This window comes from Pseudomonas sp. XP1, from assembly GCF_053557675.1.
Map to the genome: position 1 here is coordinate 67,164 of NZ_JBNRIJ010000020.1, position 17,230 is coordinate 84,393.

A 17,230-nucleotide genomic window follows, 5' to 3' on the forward strand; every position below is an offset into this window, starting at 1 on the left:
TGAAAAAATATTTAGAAATCTTTCATCCACACCGAACCCACCCCGGAACTTCTGCTACGACGAATCGCTCATAGTGCCGTAACGATTTTCCTGCCCCCGGGCTGTGAGAGATGACTTACAGATGACAACGGCAGGTATCCACTACCAGCCCAACAACTTCGACAGGTATGACGGGCAACCCCCGAAGAGCCTGTCCATGCAGGAGAGACGCGTCCCTTTCAATTCGTCCTAGTGGTTGATTTCAAAGGATTTTTCCACTTGAAAAAACAAGCACAGCAAAGCGCCACGTAGCGCCTTGCAATAAAGACGGCTGCATTCCAGGGCACGTTTTTTAATTAATGGCTTTTTACTGCCACATTTGAGTGCATAACTTTTTGCGCTCCGGATTTATTTTGCCTGCGCTCGGCGAAGTGTGCATTTCGCCATGGATCCGTGCGCCCGAAAACTGTTGTTAATCAACCCAGTCCGGCTCTCTCCGGAGGTGCCGACGTGATAAACACATGAGGTGATAGCGATGCGTATCAGCATCTTTGGTTTGGGTTATGTGGGTGCGGTCTGTGCAGGTTGCCTGACGGCGCGAGGCCATGAAGTGATCGGTGTGGATGTGTCCAGCACCAAGATCGACCTGATCAATCAGGGCAAGTCGCCCATCGTCGAACCTGGCCTGGAAGCACTGCTGCAACAGGGCATCGCCAACGGCCGCCTGCGCGGTACTACCGATTTCGCCGAAGCCATCCGTGCCAGCGACGTATCGATGATCTGCGTGGGTACCCCAAGCAAGAAGAACGGCGACCTGGGCCTCGAGTACATCGAGTCGGTGTGCCGCGAAATCGGCTACGTGCTGCGTGACAGCGAGCGCCGCCACACCATCGTGGTACGCAGCACCGTGCTGCCGGGCACCGTGAAGAACGTGGTGATCCCGATCCTCGAAGACTGCTCGGGCAAGAAAGCCGGCGTCGACTTCGGCGTCGCGGTCAACCCGGAATTCCTGCGTGAAAGCACCGCGATCAAGGACTACGACCAGCCACCGATGACCGTCATCGGCGAACTGGACAGCGCCAGCGGCGACATCCTGCAGGCCCTGTACGAAGAGCTCGACGCACCGATCATCCGCAAGCCGATCGAAGTGGCCGAGATGATCAAGTACACCTGCAACGTGTGGCACGCCACCAAGGTCACCTTCGCCAACGAGATCGGCAACATCGCCAAGGCCGTAGGCGTGGATGGCCGTGACGTGATGGACGTGGTCTGCCAGGACAAAGTACTGAACCTGTCCCAGTACTACATGCGCCCTGGCTTCGCCTTCGGCGGCTCGTGCCTGCCCAAGGACGTGCGCGCCCTCACCTATCGCGCCGCCAGCCTCGATGTACGCGCACCGCTGCTCGACTCGCTGATGCGCAGCAACGAATCGCAGGTGCAGAACGCCTTCGAACTGATCGAAGCCCACGACAAGCGCAAGGTCGCCCTGCTCGGCCTGAGCTTCAAGGCCGGCACCGACGACCTGCGTGAAAGCCCGCTGGTGGAACTGGCCGAACGCCTGATCGGCAAGGGCTACCAGCTGGACATCTACGACGAGAACGTCCAGTACGCCCGCGTCCACGGCGCCAACAAGGACTACATCGAGTCGAAAATCCCGCACGTGTCGTCGCTGCTCAACGCCGACTTCCAGAAGGTGATCGACAACGCCGACATCATCGTCCTGGGCAACCGTGACGAGCAGTTCCGTGCGTTGGCCCAGCAAGCGCCGGCCGGCAAGCACGTGATCGACCTGGTCGGCTTCATGAGCAAACCGACCTGCGCCACCAGCCGTACCGAAGGCATCTGCTGGTAAGTGCTGGCCGGGCAGCGGGGGCCTCCCCACCCCCGCTGCCCACCTTTTCCCGAATTCTCGACGGATGCTGAACATGCAAAGGATCCAGACAGTGCTGTTGCAGTGCGCCGGTTGGCTGCTCTACATGAGTCTGCTCATGCTGATCGCCCTGGCCCTGCCAGCCGATATCTTCGACTCGCAGTCGAAGCACTTCATCTTCCTGGTCGGCGCAGTCGGCATCTGGCGCTATTCCATGGGCGCCACCCATTTCATCCGCGGCATGATCTTCCTCTACGGCGTGTACCCGTACCTGCGCCGCAAGGTGCAGAAAATGGGCAAGGACGCCGACCCGTCCCACGTTTACCTGATGGTGACCAGCTTCCGCATCGAAGCGCTGACCACCGCCCAGGTGTACAGCTCGGTGATTCGCGAGGCGATCAACTGTGGCTTCCCCACCACCGTGGTCTGCTCGCTGGTGGAGATGTCGGACGAACTGCTGGTGAAAAGCCTGTGGGCCAAATACAACCCGCCCGCCCACGTGAAGCTCGACATCGTGCGCATCGCCGGTACCGGCAAGCGTGACGGCCTGGCCTACGGTTTCCGTGCCATCTCGCGCATGCTGCCGGACGAGAACGCCGTGGTGGCGGTCATCGACGGCGACACCGTGCTGGGCGATGGCGTGGTACGCAAGACCGTGCCGTGGTTCAAGCTGTTCCCCAACGTCGGCGGCCTGACCACCAACGAGTTCTGCGAAGTGCGTGGCGGCTACATCATGAGCGAGTGGCACAAGCTGCGCTTCGCCCAGCGCCACATCAACATGTGCTCGATGGCCCTGTCCAAGCGCGTGCTGACCATGACCGGGCGCATGTCGATGTTCCGCGCCAGCGTGGTGACCAACCCCGAGTTCATCGCCGACGTCGAAAGCGACTCGCTGATGCACTGGCGCCTGGGCCGCTTCAAGTTCCTCACCGGTGACGACAAGTCCAGCTGGTTCAGCCTGATGCGCCTGGGCTACGACACCTTCTACGTGCCGGACGCCGCCATCAACACGGTCGAGCACCCGCCGGAGAAGAGCTTCTTCAAGGCCAGCCGCAAACTGATGTACCGCTGGTACGGCAACAACCTGCGGCAGAACTCCCGCGCGCTGGGCCTCGGCCTGCGCCGCCTGGGCCTGTTCACCAGCATCGTGCTGTTCGACCAGCGCGTGTCGATGTGGACCAGCCTGCTGGGCCTGACCGTGGCGGTAATCGCCAGCCTCAAGTTCGGCATGGGCTTCCTGCTGGTGTACCTGCTGTGGATCGGCATCACCCGTCTGATCCTCACCATCATGCTGCTGTGCTCCGGCCATAACGTGGGCCCGGCCTACCCGCTGATTCTCTATTACAACCAGATCATCGGCGCGCTGATGAAGATCTACGTGTTCTTCCGCCTCGACAAGCAGTCCTGGACGCGTCAGCCCACTGCCCTCAAGCGTGACCTCGCCAGCTTTCAACAATGGTTCAACACCTGGTCCTCGCGGACCATGACCTTCTCGGCTGCCAGCATCTTCGTCGCTGTGCTGTTCATGGTCGTGTGAGCCCAACCCGGATCGGAACTAACAGGAACAAACCACATGAATACCGCCGTGAACGTCAACGTCGTGCATGAGTCCGAAGCCCAGCGCCAGCACGCCCGGGTACGCATCCCCGCCAAGCTGCGCTTCCTCGACCCTCAGCGCCAAGCCCACGATGTGAAGGTCGACGATCTTTCCGCCGGAGGCCTGAGCTTCCACACCAAGCAACCACTGTCGGTTGGCGACGTGCTCCGCGGGCGGCTGCAGTTCACGGTCGACAACCTCGGCCTGTCGATGGACATCGAGTTCCAGGTGCGCTCCTACAACCCGGACAGCGGCCGTACCGGCGCGCAGTTCCAGAACCTCGAGCCACGCGACATCGCCACGCTGCGCCACATCATCACCTCGCACCTCTCGGGTGAACTGATCACTGCCGGCGATGTGCTCAGCACCTTGCAGCGCGACAACTTCACCAAGGCACGCAAGCAGAAGGATGGCGGCAGTGGCCTGAGCGCCTTCGGCCGCCTCAAGGCAGTCACCGTCACCCTCGGTGTATTCGTGGTCGGTGTCGCCGCCTTCGGCTTCATCGCCAAGTCGCTGTACGGCATGTACTTCGTAAGCCATGCCGAAGCCGGCGTGGTCGCGGTACCCACCACCAACGTCACCATGCCGCGCGACGGCACCGTGAACAGCCTGGTCGAAAGCGGTGGCCAGATCGCCAAGGGCGCACCACTGGCCAGCTTCACCACCAGCATGCTGGACATGCTCAAGGGCAACCTGGAAGACGCACAGCTGGAGCCGGCGAAGATCGAGGAACTGTTCGGCAAGCAGCTGTCTGGCACCCTCACCAGCCCGTGTGATTGCGTGGTTGCCCGCCAGCTGGTCGACAACGGCCAGTACGCCGCCAAGGGCCAGCCGATCTTCCAGCTGATCCCGCGTACCACCAACCCGATGATCGAGGCGCGCTTCACCTACCGCCAGTTCGACGAGGTCAAGCCAGGCACCCGGGTCAACTTCCAGGTAGCCGGCGAAGACGAATTACGCACCGGCCAGATCGTCAGCAGCGCCAGCCTCAACAGCGAAGACCTGGCCGCCGACATCCGTGTGCAGATCAAACCTGACAGCGCCCTGCCCGCCGAACTCGCCGGTCGCCCGGCTTCGGTCAACAGCGACCGTGGCCCATCGCTGAACTGGCTGATCGACAAAGCCATGGCCCGTGGGCTGTAAGAGGATCACAACATGATTCCCCACAAGAAAAGCGCCAGCCTGGGCCTGTGTGCCCTGGCTGCTGCCATCACCCTGGCCGGCTGTGCGGGCCTGCCCGACCAGCGCCTGGCCAACGAAGCCATGAAGCGCGGTGACACTGCACTGGCCGAGCGCAACTACAAGGCGCTGGCCGACCTGGGCTACAGCGAAGCGCAAGTGGGCCTGGCCGACATCAAGGTTGCCACCCGCGATCCGGCGAAAATCAAGGAAGCCGAGGCTACCTACCGTGCCGCGGCCGCCATTTCGCCGCGTGCCCAGGCGCGCCTTGGCCGCCTGCTGGTGGCCAAGCCCGACAGCACCCAGGCCGAGCGCGAAGAAGCCGAAACGCTGCTCAAGCAAGCCGCCAAGCAGGGCGAAAGCAACACCCTGATCCCGCTGGCGATGCTCTACCTGACCTACCCGCAGAGCTTCCCCAAGGTCAACGCGCAGCAGCAGATCGACCAATGGCGCGCCGCCGGCAACCCGGAAGCGGGCCTGGCCCAGGTGCTGCTGTACCGCACCCAGGGCACCTACGACCAGCATCTGGGCGAAGTGGAAAAAATCTGCAAGGCCGCGCTGAACAGCACCGACATCTGCTACGTCGAACTGGCCACCGTGTACCAGAAGCGTGGCCAGGCCGACCAGCAGGCTGCCCTGCTCGGCCAGCTCAAGGCTGCCTACGCCCGTGGCGCAGTACCGGCCACCCGGGTAGACAGCGTTGCCCGGGTACTGGCTGACCGCAGCCTCGGCCAGACCGACGAGAAAACCGCCAAGGACCTGCTCGAACAGGTGGCCCCGGCCAACCCGGCGTCCTGGGTCAGCCTGGCGCAACTGGTGTACGACTTCCCAGAGCTGGGCGATACCGACCAGCTGATGGCCTACATCGACAAGGGCCGCGAAGCCGAACAGCCACGCGCCGAACTGTTGCTGGGCCGCCTGTACTACGAAGGCAAGACCGTGCCTGCGGACGCGGCCAAAGCCGAACAACACCTGCAGGCTGCCGCCGACGCAGGCGAAGTCAGCGCCCATTACTACCTGGGCCAGCTGTACCGCCGCGGCTACCTGGGCAACGTCGAGCCACAAAAGGCCGTCGACAACCTGCTGGCCGCCGCCCGTGGTGGGCAGAACAGTGCCGACTATGCCCTGGCCCAGCTGTTCAGCGAAGGCCATGGCATTCGCCCGCAACCGGGCAACGCCTGGGTATTCGCCCAGCTGGCCCAGGCCAACCCGTCGCCGCAGTCCGCTGAACTGCTGCAGCAGCTCGACCAGCAACTTACGCCTGACCAGCGCAGCCAGGCCCAGCAACTGCTGGCACAAGAGAAGCAGGCACGCGGCAGCATGGCGCAAGGCGCCAACAGCACCCTGGCCATCGAAGCCCTGCAAGACGATGAAAAAGAAGTAACCGGTGAGGACTCGCTATGACGCTCAATCCCTTCGTGAAAGCCGGCATCGGCCTGAGCTTCGCCCTGCTGTGGTCCTGCCCGACCCTGGCGGAAATGACCGCTGAAAAGAACTTCGGCCTGGATGTGAAGATCACCGGCCAGTCGGAAGACGACCGTGATCTGGGCACCCGCTCCGGCGGCGACGTCAACGGCCTGGGTCTCGACTTGCGCCCTTGGGTATATGGCGAGCGTGGCAACTGGAGCGCCTATGCCATGGGCCAAGCCGTCACCGCGACCGACACCATCGAAACCGACACTCTGCGCCAGAACGACGACGGCACCACGACCGACACCGCCGCCGACGGCCGTGAGCAGGACAAGAGCTACCTGGCCATGCGCGAATTCTGGGTCGGCTACAGCGGCCTCACCGCCTATCCCGGCGAGCAGCTGCGTTTCGGCCGCCAGCGCCTGCGCAGCGACGATGGCATGTGGCGCGACACCAACATCGAGGCGCTGAACTGGACCTTCGACACCACCCTGCTCAAGGCCGACCTGGGCGTTGCCCAACGCTTCAGCGAATACCGCACCGACCTCACCGAGCTGGCCCCCGAAGACAAGGACCGTACGCACGTCTACGGCAATGTCGCCACGCAGTGGACCCCTGGCCACTGGGTTGGTGTACGCGCCCACCACACCCACGACGGCGGCAGCCTGAAGAACCCGGGCGAAACCGTCGATGCGCTGGACAAGACCCGCACCGGCGACCTCACCTGGCTGGGCCTGGAAGCCAACAGCGACGCCTACAACTGGCGCAACGACCACACCGTCAACTACTGGGGCAGCGTCACCTGGCTGACCGGTGACCGCAACACCCTCAGCAGCCAGGTGGTCGGCGACGACACCGTGGCCACCGGCAAGCAGAGTGGTGATGTCAACGCCTGGGCCACCGACCTCGGCATCCGCCTGCGCCTCGACCCGCAATGGCAGGTCGGTGCGGCCTACGCCCGTGGCAGTGGCGGTGGTGGCGACGACGGTTCGAGCAACTACGAGCAGACCGGCCTGGAGAGCAACCGCTCCAACTACACCGGTACCCGTTCGCGCGTGCACCGCTTCGGTGAAGCCTTCCGCGGCGAGCTGGGCAACCTGCAGGCGGCCACCCTGTTCGCCTCCTGGCAGCTGCGCGACGACTACGACGCCAGCTTCATCTACCACAAGTTCTGGCGTGTCGATGGCAACCAGAACATCGGTTCCAGCGGCATCAACGCGGTGGTCAACGACAACGGCGTGAACCGCCCGCTGGTCGATGGAGAAAAAGACCTTGGCCAGGAAATGGACGTGGTCGTGACCAAGTACTTCAAGCAAGGCCTGCTGCCGGCTTCGATGAGCCAGGCCATCGACGAGCCATCTGCCCTGGTGCGCCTGCGTGCTGGCGTGTTCAAGCCGGGCGATGCCTATGGCAAGGAAGCGGACTCGTACATGCACCGCGCCTTCGTCGACGTGATCTGGCGCTTCTGAGGCCGGTAGAGGACTTACCGTTATGAACCTTCACCCGCACTTACGTCACAGCCTGTTGGCCAGCGCCTTGCTGCTGGCCAGCGGCCTGGTGGCTGCCGCAGAGCCCCAGGTGATCGCCAAGGAACTGCAGCAGGCCAAGACCTACACGGTCTCCAGCGCGCCGATCGAGCCGCTGCACATGGACCCGCCGAAGCTGCCTGACCTGACCGGCTACACCTTTGATGCGGTGCAGAAGAAAATCGACCGCCGCCACAAGGGCAAGGTCAGCCTGCGCCGCATGTTCCAGGAGGATACCCTCAAGGAATTCGTCGGCGGCGACAACAAGGCGGCCGAGTGGGTCCAGCGCCAGCATGGCATTCCACAGGCGATCTTCATCGATGACGGCCATGTCGACCTGGTCGAGCTGAGCAAGAAGGTACCCAAGCAGTACCTCAGCGAAGTCGAGCCGGGTGTGTACCTGGCGCGCCTGCCGATCGTGGTCGGGCAGAAGGGCATCCTCGAGATCGACGGCAAGGTCAAGCAGCTGCGCCTGTCCCAGGAAGGCGGTTCGTTCCTGGTCAACGACGGCAAGCTGTTCGTCACCGACACCCAGGTGACCGGCTGGCGGGAAAAGGAAAATGGCCCGGCGACCTTCCGCTCGCCCAAGGAATTCCGCCCGTTCCTGCTGTCGTGGGGCGGTACCGAGACCTACATCGTCAACACCAAGATGGCCAGCTTCGGCTACGCCAAGTCCAAATCGTACGGCGTGAGCATCTCGCAGTACACGCCGAACATGGCCAAGCGCATGGGCCGCCCGGAACCCACCGGTTGGATCATCGGCTCTGAGTTCAGCGACATGTGGTACGGCTTCTACTGCTACGAGACCCAGGACTTCGTGGTCAAGGACAGCACCTACCGCGACAACATCGTCTACGGCATCGACCCGCACGACCGCTCGCACCGGCTGATCATCGCCGGCAACACGGTGTACGGCACCAAGAAGAAGCACGGCATCATCGTTTCGCGTGAGGTCAACGACAGCTGGATCATCAACAACAAGAGCTTCGACAACAAGCTCTCGGGCGTGGTGATCGACCGTAACAGCGTCAACAACCTGATCGCCTACAACGAGATCTACCGCAACCACACCGACGGCATCACGCTGTACGAAAGTGGCGACAACCTGATCTGGGGCAACAAGCTGATCAACAACCGCCGCCACGGCATCCGCGTGCGTAACAGCGTGAACATCCGCCTGTACGAAAACGTCGCCATGGCCAACGGTCTGGTCGGCGTGTACGGCCACATCAAGGACCTGTCCAACACCGACCGCGACATCGCCCTCGACCCGTTCGACACCAAGGTGTCGCTGATCCTGGTCGGTGGCGAACTGTCGGCCAACGGCTCCGGCCCCCTGTCGATCGACTCGCCGCTGTCGGTCGAGCTGTACAAGGTGTCCATGCTCGCCCCGCGCAAGGCCAGCGGTATCAGCCTCAACGGCGTTCTGGGCGAACGCCAGGACGAAATCCTCGACCTGCTGGTACGCCAGCAAAAGGCTGTGCTGATCGACCCGGTCGAACGCCAGACCGAAATGATCGATTAAGGAAGCCCAGACCATGACCCCACATCTGATGAAACTGCTGGGCCTGTCCGCCGCCCTCCTGGCGATCAGCCAGGGCGTGCGCGCCGAAGACGTCAAGGCCCCTACCTTCAGCGCCGAGCCTTGCTGCCAGCTGTGCCCTGAAGCGCATGACCCAAGCCGCTACACAACCCGTTACCAGCAGAACTTCACCACGCTGGTGCAGGCCCAGGGCGACTGGCTGTTCCGTACCCGCGAAGACCTGCGCACCGAGTTCAATACCACCCCGGCCGGCTACAAGCGCCTGCAGCAAGTGCACGACGCGTTCAAGAAGCGCGGCGTGGAGCTGGTGGTGGTGTACCAGCCGACCCGTGGCCTGGTGAACCGCAACATGCTCAACCCGGCGGAAAAGGCTGCCTTCGACTACCAGAAGGCCCTGGGCAACTACCAGGCCATGCTCAAGCGCTTTGCCAGCATGGGCTACAACGTACCCGACCTGTCGCCGCTGACCAACGAACAGCTGGCCGCTGCCGACCAGGGCAAGGACTTCTACTTCCGTGGCGACCAGCACTGGACGCCTTACGGCGCCGAGCGCGCTGCCAGGATCGTGGCCGATACCGTGCACAAGATGCCGGCCTTCGAAGGCATCCCGCGCAAGGAATTCGAAACGAAAAAGTCCGGGCGCATGGGCAAGACCGGCACCTTGCATAACGTCGCCGGTCAGCTCTGTGGCACCAGCTACGCCGTCCAGTACATGGACCAGTTCGCCACCGAGCCCAAAGGCTCCGACAGTGGCGGTGACGACCTGTTCGGTGACGCCGGCAACGCGCAGATCACCCTGGTGGGTACCAGCCACAGTGGCAAGAACTACAACTTCGCGGGTTTCCTGCAACAGTACATTGGTGCCGATGTACTGAACGTCGCCTTCCCCGGCGGCGGCCTGGAAGGCTCGATGATCCAGTACCTGGGCAGCGAGGAATTCCAGAAGAACCCGCCGAAGATCCTGATCTGGGAATTCTCCCCGCTGTATCGCCTGGACCAGGAAACCATCTGGCGGCAAATCCTTGGTCTGCTCGACGACGGCTGCGATGACCGCCCGGCCCTGATGAGCGCCAGCGCCACCCTCAAGCCCGGCAAGAACGAGCTGATGGTCAACGGCAAGGGCGGCGTGATCAAAGACCTGATCAACCGCAACATCCAGATGGACGTCAAGTTCGAAGACCCGTCGGTGAAGGTGCTGCAGGCCACCCTCTGGTACCTCAACGGTCGCCACGAGGACATCAAGCTGGAAAAACCGGAAACCTCCGACACCGACGGGCGCTTCGTCTTCCAGATGCGCGAAGACGAGGACTGGGCCAGCCAGAGCCTGCTGGCGTTCGAGGTGCAGGGGCCGGAAAGCGGTACCCAGAAGGTCGAAGCCAAGCTCTGCAAACGCAACAACTTCGCCGTGCCCGCGCAGACCGCGCAGGCCGGCCAGTGAGGCGACCATGACCATGCTCAAGCGAATCTTCCGCCCTGCCCTGCTCACCCTGGCCCTGTTCGGCGGCGCCGCGCAGGCCGCGCTGGTGCCCCCGCAGGGTTATTACGAGGGCATTGAAAAGCTCAAGACCGGAGACGGCAACTTCCATTGCGAGCCGGCGCCAAAGCCGTACACCGGCGCGTTGCAGTTCCGCAGCAAGTACGAAGGTTCGGACAAGGCTCGGGCGACGCTCAACGTAGCCTCGGAAAAGGCCTTTCGCAAGTCGACCGAGGGCATCACCACCCTCGAGAAGGGCGTGAGCAAGATGGTCGGCCAGTACATGCGTGACGGCCGCCCGGCCCAGCTGGATTGCGCGCTCACCTGGCTGGGCTCCTGGGCACGTGCCGATGCGCTGATGTCCACCGACTACAACCACACCGGCAAATCCATGCGCAAGTGGGCGCTGGGCAGCATGAGCGGGTCCTGGCTGCGCCTTAAGTTTTCCAACTCGCAGCCGCTGGCCGCGCACCGGGAAGAGGCCGAGCTGATCGAGAAGTGGTTCGCCCGCCTCGCTGAACAGACCGTGCGCGACTGGAGCGACCTGCCACTGGAGAAGATCAACAACCACAGTTACTGGGCGGCCTGGTCGGTGATGGCTACCGCCGTGGCCACCGACCGCCGCGACCTGTTCGACTGGGCGGTGAAGGAATACAAGGTCGGCGCCAACCAGGTGGATGAACAGGGCTTCCTGCCCAACGAGATCAAGCGCAAGCAGCGCGCCCTGGCGTATCACAACTACGCCCTGCCGCCGCTGGCGATGATCGCCAGCTTCGCCCAGGCCAATGGTGTCGACCTGCGCAGCGAGAACAACTTCGCCCTGCAGCGTCTGGGCGAAGGCGTGCTGGCCGGTGTGCGCGACCCGAGCCAATTCAAGGCACGCGCCGGCGAGAAGCAGGACATGACCGACCTGAAGATCGACAGCAAGTATTCATGGCTCGAACCCTGGTGCGCGCTGTACCACTGCGTCGGTGACACCCTGGAGCGCAAGCACGACATGCAGCCGTTCAACAGCTTCAGGCTCGGCGGCGACGTGACACGGGTCTACGACCCGAGCGCAAAGAGCAAGAAGTGACACCTCCCATCTGGGAGTGAACCTGTGGCAGCGGGCTTGCCCGCTACCACAGGGACCTAAGTTGCCTTCCGGTTTTTCGCTGGGGGGTTTGGGGGGCACTTTGCCCCGGATGCTGTGAACAAAAAGGAGAACCGGGATGGTCTTCTCGTCCAACGTGTTCCTGTTCCTGTTCTTGCCGATCTTCCTCGGCCTGTACTACTTGAGCGGGCAACGTTATCGCAACCTGCTGCTGCTGGTCGCCAGCTACATCTTCTACGCGTGGTGGCGGGTGGACTTCCTGGCCCTGTTTGCCGGGGTCACCCTGTGGAACTACTGGATCGGCCTGAAAGTCGGCGCTGCCGGTGTGCGTACCAAGCCCGCGCAGCGCTGGCTGCTGCTCGGCGTCGGTGTCGACCTGGCGATCCTCGGCTACTTCAAGTACGCCAACTTCGGTGTCGACAGCCTCAACGCGATCATAACTTCGTTCGGCCTGGAGCCGTTCATCCTCACCCACGTGCTGTTGCCGATCGGTATCTCGTTCTACATCTTCGAGTCGATCAGCTACATCATCGACGTGTACCGCGGCGATACCCCGGCCACCCGCAACCTGATCGACTTCGCGGCGTTCGTGGCGATCTTCCCGCACCTGATCGCCGGCCCCGTGCTGCGCTTCAAGGACCTGGTCGACCAGTTCAACAACCGCACCCATACCCTGGACAAGTTCTCCGAAGGCTGCACCCGCTTCATGCAGGGCTTCATCAAGAAAGTGTTCATCGCCGATACCCTGGCGGTAGTGGCCGACCACTGCTTCGCCCTGCAGAACCCGACCACCGGCGATGCCTGGCTCGGCGCCCTGGCCTACACCGCGCAGCTGTACTTCGACTTCAGCGGCTACAGCGACATGGCCATCGGCCTGGGCCTGATGATGGGCTTCCGCTTCATGGAGAACTTCAAGCAGCCGTACATCAGCCAGTCGATCACCGAGTTCTGGCGGCGCTGGCACATCAGCCTGTCGACCTGGCTGCGCGACTACCTGTACATCACCCTGGGCGGTAACCGCAAAGGCACCTTCAACACCTACCGCAACCTGTTCCTGACCATGCTGCTGGGCGGCCTGTGGCATGGCGCCAACTTCACCTACATCATCTGGGGCGCCTGGCACGGCATGTGGCTGGCCATCGAGCGCGCGCTGGGCATCGACACCAACCCCCAGCGTTTCAACCCGGTGAAGTGGGCATTCACCTTCCTGCTGGTGGTGGTCGGCTGGGTGATCTTCCGTGCCGAGAACCTGGAAGTGGCCGGCCGCATGTATGGCGCCATGTTCAGCTTCGGTGAATGGCAGCTGTCGGAACTCAACCGTGCCCAGCTCACCGGCCTGCAGGTAGCCACCTTGGTTGTCGCCTACATCACCCTTGCGTTCTTCGGCCTGCGCGACTTCTACCGCAACGCCAGGCCAACGCCCAAGGCCACCCCGGTGGAGGTCAACAGCGACGGTTCGATCGGCCTGGACTGGACCCGGGTGATGACCCGCGCCCTGGTGCTGCTGCTGTTCGTGGCCTCGATCCTCAAGCTTTCGGCGCAGAGCTACTCGCCGTTCCTTTACTTCCAGTTCTGAGGTTGATGACATGACCCGGACATTACGCATTACCTATTCGCTGTCGTTCCTCGGCCTGCTGGTGGGCATGGGCGTCTGGTCCACCGGTGGCCTGCAAAGCTTCCAGCGTACCGAGCAGATGACCCTGCTCAACGGCAAGCTGGCCAAGGCCGCCGAGACCCATTACGACGAGCAGTTCCCGATCAAGCGCCTGGGCACCAACCTGTGGGCGGCGATGGACTTCAAGCTGTTCAACGAAGGCCGCCCCGGCGTGGTGCTGGGCCGCGACCAGTGGCTGTTCAGTGACGAGGAGTTCAAGCCCACCGCCGGTGCCGAGCAGCTGATGCAGGAAAACCTGGCGTTGATCCGTGGCGTGCGCGACACCCTGCAGCAGCACGGCAGCCAGCTGGTGCTGGCGATCGTGCCGGCCAAGGCGCGGGTGTACGCCGAGTACCTGGGCAAGGAACTGCCGACCAGCCTGCATGACGACCTGTACAACCAGTTCCATGCCCAGGTGCGCCAGGCCAACGTGTTCGCTCCGGACCTGATGGCACCCATGGAACAGGCCAAGGCCCGCGGCCAAGTGTTCCTGCGCACCGACACCCACTGGACGCCAATGGGTGCCGAAGTGGCGGCGCAGGCCGTGGCCGAGGCGGTCAGCCGCCAGAGCCTGCTCAACGGCGACCCGCAGGCGTTCATCACCGAAGCCGGCAGCACCGCGCCATACAAGGGTGACCTGACCAACTTCCTGCCACTGGACCCGCTGTTCAGCAACCTGCTGCCGGCCCCGGACAACCTGCAGCAACGCACCACTCGCCCTGTCGAGGCCGAAGGTGAAGCCGGTGACGCACTGTTCGCCGACAAGCAGATCCCGGTTGCCCTGGTGGGCACCAGCTACAGCGCCAACCCGCACTGGAACTTCCTCGGCGCGCTGCAGCAGGCCCTGCGCAGCGACGTGGCCAACTACGCCGAAGACGGCCATGGCCCGCTGCTGCCGATGCTCAAGTACCTGCAAAGCGATGCCTTCAAGAACGCCGCACCCCAGGTGGTGGTGTGGGAATTCCCCGAACGTTATCTGCCAATGAAGAACGACCTCAGCAGCTTCGATCCGCAGTGGATCGCCCAGCTGAAGAACACCCGTAAATCCGAAGAAAACCTGGCTTTGTCGTCCACCCGGACTAACCACTAATCAGAGGAACATACATATGACTACCAAGACTTCCATTGCCAAAGCCCTCACCCTCGCGGCCGGCCTGTCCCTGGCCTCCATGCAGGCCTTCGCCGGTGCCGACGCCGCGCTGTACGGCCCGAGCGCACCAAAAGGCTCGACCTTCGTGCGCCTGTACAACGCTTCCAGCGCACCGGCTGCAGCCTCGGTCGGCAACACCCAGATCAAGCAGGTTGGCGCCCAGGGCAGCAGCGACTTCAGCTTCCTGCCAGGGGGTGACTACACCGCCCAGGTCGGCGGCAAGAGCGTGCCGGTCAAGCTGGCTGCGGACAAGTACTACACCCTGGTCAACAGCGCCAGCGGCAACCCGCAACTGATCGAAGAGCCGCCGTTCAAGAACAAGCAGAAAGCCTTGGTTCGTGTGCAGAACCTCAGTGACCAGCAACTGACCCTGAAGACCGCCGACGGCAAGACCGAAGTGGTCAAGCCCGTTGCCGCCAACGGCCGTGGCGAACGCGAAATCAACCCGGTCAAGGTCAACCTGGCGCTGTACCAAGGAGACAAGAAAGTGGGTGACGTCAAACCCGTCGCCCTGGAGCGCGGCGAAGCCGCAGTGCTGTACGTAACGGGTTCCGGCAACGCCTTGTCGCCGGTGTGGGTAACTCGCCCCGTGGCTAGCAACTGATTCCCCTGCCTCTCAACGACTATTGGAGAAACATGATGATCCCGGTAATTCTTTCTGGTGGTAGCGGTTCCCGTCTGTGGCCTCTGTCGCGCAAGCAGTTCCCCAAGCAGTTCCTGGCCCTGACCAGTGAACACACGCTGTTCCAGCAAACCCTCGAGCGCCTGGTGTTCGAAGGCATGGACACCCCGATCGTGGTCTGCAACAAGGACCACAAGTTCATCGTGCAAGAGCAATTGGCCGCGCTGAAGCTGGAAACCCAAGGCATCCTGATGGAACCGTTCGGCCGCAATACCGCGCCGGCCGTGGCCATGGCTGCCATGAAACTGATCAACGAAGGCCGCGACGAGCTGATGCTGGTGCTGCCCGCTGACCACGTGATCGAGGACCAGAAAGCCCTGCAACGCGCCCTGGCCCTGGCCACCGTGGCCGCCGAGCGTGGCGAGATGGTGCTGTTCGGCGTGCCGGCAACCAAGCCGGAAACCGGCTACGGCTACATCCGTTCCAGCCAGGACGCCCTGCTGCCAGAAGGCGTGGCGCGCGTGGCGCAGTTCGTCGAGAAGCCCGATGAAAAACGCGCCGCCGAGTTCGTCCAGGCCGGCGGTTACTTCTGGAACAGCGGCATGTTCCTGTTCCGTGCCAGCCGCTTCCTCGAAGAGCTGAAAAAACACGACGGCGACATCTACGACACCTGCGTGCTGGCCCTGGAGCGCAGCCAGGAAGATGGTGATGTGCTGAGCATCGACGAAGCCACCTTCGCCTGCTGCCCGGACAACTCCATCGACTACGCGGTGATGGAAAAGACCCAGCGCGCCTGCGTGGTGCCGATGTCGGCAGGCTGGAGCGACGTGGGCTGCTGGTCGTCGCTGTGGGAAGTGCACGAGAAGGACGACAACGGCAACGTCACCAAGGGCGACGTGGTGGTGCAGGACAGCCACAACTGCATGATCCACGGTAACGGCAAGCTGGTGTCGGTGATCGGCCTGGAGAACATCGTGGTGGTCGAGACCAAGGACGCCATGATGATTGCCCACAAGGACAAGGTCCAGGGCGTCAAGCAGATGGTCAAGACCCTCGACGAGCAGGGCCGCAGCGAAACCCAGAACCACCTGGAAGTGTATCGCCCGTGGGGCTCGTACGACTCGGTGGACATGGGCGGCCGCTTCCAGGTCAAGCACATCACCGTCAAGCCGGGCGCCAGCCTGTCGCTGCAGATGCACCACCACCGCGCCGAGCACTGGATCGTGGTGTCCGGTACCGCCGAGGTGACCTGTGACGAGAACGTGTTCCTGCTGACCGAGAACCAGTCCACCTACATCCCGATCGCCTCGGTGCACCGCCTGCGCAACCCGGGCAAGATCCCGCTGGAGATCATCGAAGTGCAGTCCGGCAGTTACCTGGGCGAGGATGACATCGAGCGCTTCGAAGATGTTTACGGGCGTACCTCCACGCCGATCGAACGGGGTGTTTCGGTGAAGACCATCGCGCAGTAATGCAACCCCAGGGGCCGCTTTGCGGCCCCGCTTTTTTGAGCCACTTCCCATTTCGGGCTACGATGGTCAGACCCCGCGCAACCAAGGTCTGCCTGCCCCATGATCATCGGTGCCTTCCTCATTCTCACCTGGCTGGTGCTGCTGTTGCGCTACCCGGCCAAGGCCCTGCCGATCTCGCTGGCCGCCGTTTGTGGCCTGGGCCTGGTGGCCTTGTTCGTCATCTGGCAGGACACCCGCGAAACCTCGCAACTGGCTCGCCTGGACCTGCGCCTGGCCTACGCCCCCGAACACTGCCCCGCCGACCGCGCCCTGCAGGTGCGCATGAAGAACGGCAACGACGTGCCGCTGACCGAGCTGCGCTGGCGGGTGGCCGCGTATGCGCCGGGCGATACCGTGAACCTGGCGGAGAACACCTACAACGCCCCGCGCTACCGTGGGCCGGGTGATCTACAGCCAGGGGCCGAGTGGAAAGACTGCCTGCCACTGCCGCCACTGCGCTCTGGGTACCGGCCGCAGACCCTGGAGTTTCGTGCAGAGCATCTGCAAGGTGCGTTTGCCAACTAATGTATCGCCTGTGCCGGCCCTTTCGCGGGCTTGCCCGCTCCCACAGGTACTGCACAGTACTCAAGAGCTGTGGAGTACCTGTGGGAGCGGGCAAGCC

General features: G+C 63.1%; 13 protein-coding genes. All 13 read left to right on the plus strand.

Going from position 1 to position 17,230, the window contains the following annotated elements; translation table 11 throughout:
- Positions 1-514 precede the first annotated feature (514 nt).
- The 13 genes from ACK1U9_RS17615 (at position 515) to ACK1U9_RS17675 (ending at position 17,133) form a co-directional block, all read left to right on the plus strand.
- Complete coding sequence (locus ACK1U9_RS17615) at positions 515-1,831, plus strand: nucleotide sugar dehydrogenase (RefSeq protein ID WP_003257136.1); 1,317 nt, start codon at positions 515-517, stop codon at positions 1,829-1,831.
- A gap of 73 nt (positions 1,832-1,904) precedes the next feature.
- On the plus strand, positions 1,905-3,386 hold the full coding sequence (locus ACK1U9_RS17620; protein ID WP_046617055.1) for a glycosyltransferase family 2 protein: 1,482 nt from the start codon (positions 1,905-1,907) through the stop codon (positions 3,384-3,386).
- A 36-nt stretch (positions 3,387-3,422) separates the two neighbouring features.
- Positions 3,423-4,589, plus strand: coding sequence for an alginate biosynthesis protein Alg44 (locus ACK1U9_RS17625; RefSeq protein WP_153670508.1), 1,167 nt, complete (start codon positions 3,423-3,425; stop codon positions 4,587-4,589).
- Between the two features lie 12 nt (positions 4,590-4,601).
- Entirely contained in the window at positions 4,602-6,029 is a 1,428-nt protein-coding gene (algK, locus tag ACK1U9_RS17630) for an alginate biosynthesis TPR repeat lipoprotein AlgK (RefSeq protein WP_046617053.1), read from the plus strand.
- Positions 6,026-7,504 (plus strand): alginate export family protein, encoded by a 1,479-nt coding sequence (locus tag ACK1U9_RS17635; RefSeq protein WP_449110066.1) that lies wholly within the window; start codon positions 6,026-6,028, stop codon positions 7,502-7,504. Before algK ends, ACK1U9_RS17635 begins: the two co-directional genes overlap by 4 nt.
- 22 nt (positions 7,505-7,526) lie before the next feature.
- Positions 7,527-9,086, plus strand: a complete 1,560-nt coding sequence (algG, locus tag ACK1U9_RS17640; protein ID WP_085601193.1) for a mannuronan 5-epimerase AlgG — start codon at positions 7,527-7,529, stop codon at positions 9,084-9,086.
- A gap of 13 nt (positions 9,087-9,099) precedes the next feature.
- Positions 9,100-10,542 (plus strand): alginate O-acetyltransferase, encoded by a 1,443-nt coding sequence (locus ACK1U9_RS17645; RefSeq protein WP_046617050.1) that lies wholly within the window; start codon positions 9,100-9,102, stop codon positions 10,540-10,542.
- 7 nt (positions 10,543-10,549) lie between these two features.
- Positions 10,550-11,653, plus strand: a complete 1,104-nt coding sequence (locus ACK1U9_RS17650) for a mannuronate-specific alginate lyase (RefSeq protein ID WP_046617049.1) — start codon at positions 10,550-10,552, stop codon at positions 11,651-11,653.
- A gap of 136 nt (positions 11,654-11,789) precedes the next feature.
- Positions 11,790-13,247 carry an MBOAT family O-acyltransferase gene (locus ACK1U9_RS17655; protein ID WP_046617048.1) on the plus strand — a complete coding sequence of 486 codons (1,458 nt, stop codon included), beginning with the start codon at positions 11,790-11,792 and terminating at the stop codon, positions 13,245-13,247.
- A 10-nt stretch (positions 13,248-13,257) separates the two neighbouring features.
- Complete coding sequence (locus ACK1U9_RS17660; protein ID WP_046617047.1) at positions 13,258-14,415, plus strand: alginate O-acetyltransferase; 1,158 nt, start codon at positions 13,258-13,260, stop codon at positions 14,413-14,415.
- A gap of 16 nt (positions 14,416-14,431) precedes the next feature.
- Positions 14,432-15,079 (plus strand): alginate O-acetyltransferase AlgF, encoded by a 648-nt coding sequence (locus ACK1U9_RS17665; protein ID WP_046617046.1) that lies wholly within the window; start codon positions 14,432-14,434, stop codon positions 15,077-15,079.
- 35 nt (positions 15,080-15,114) lie between these two features.
- The gene (locus tag ACK1U9_RS17670; RefSeq protein ID WP_046617045.1) at positions 15,115-16,569 is read left to right on the plus strand and encodes a mannose-1-phosphate guanylyltransferase/mannose-6-phosphate isomerase; all 1,455 of its coding nucleotides are present in this window, start codon (positions 15,115-15,117) and stop codon (positions 16,567-16,569) included.
- Between the two features lie 99 nt (positions 16,570-16,668).
- Complete coding sequence (locus tag ACK1U9_RS17675) at positions 16,669-17,133, plus strand: multidrug transporter (RefSeq protein WP_153670507.1); 465 nt, start codon at positions 16,669-16,671, stop codon at positions 17,131-17,133.
- Positions 17,134-17,230 lie beyond the last annotated feature (97 nt).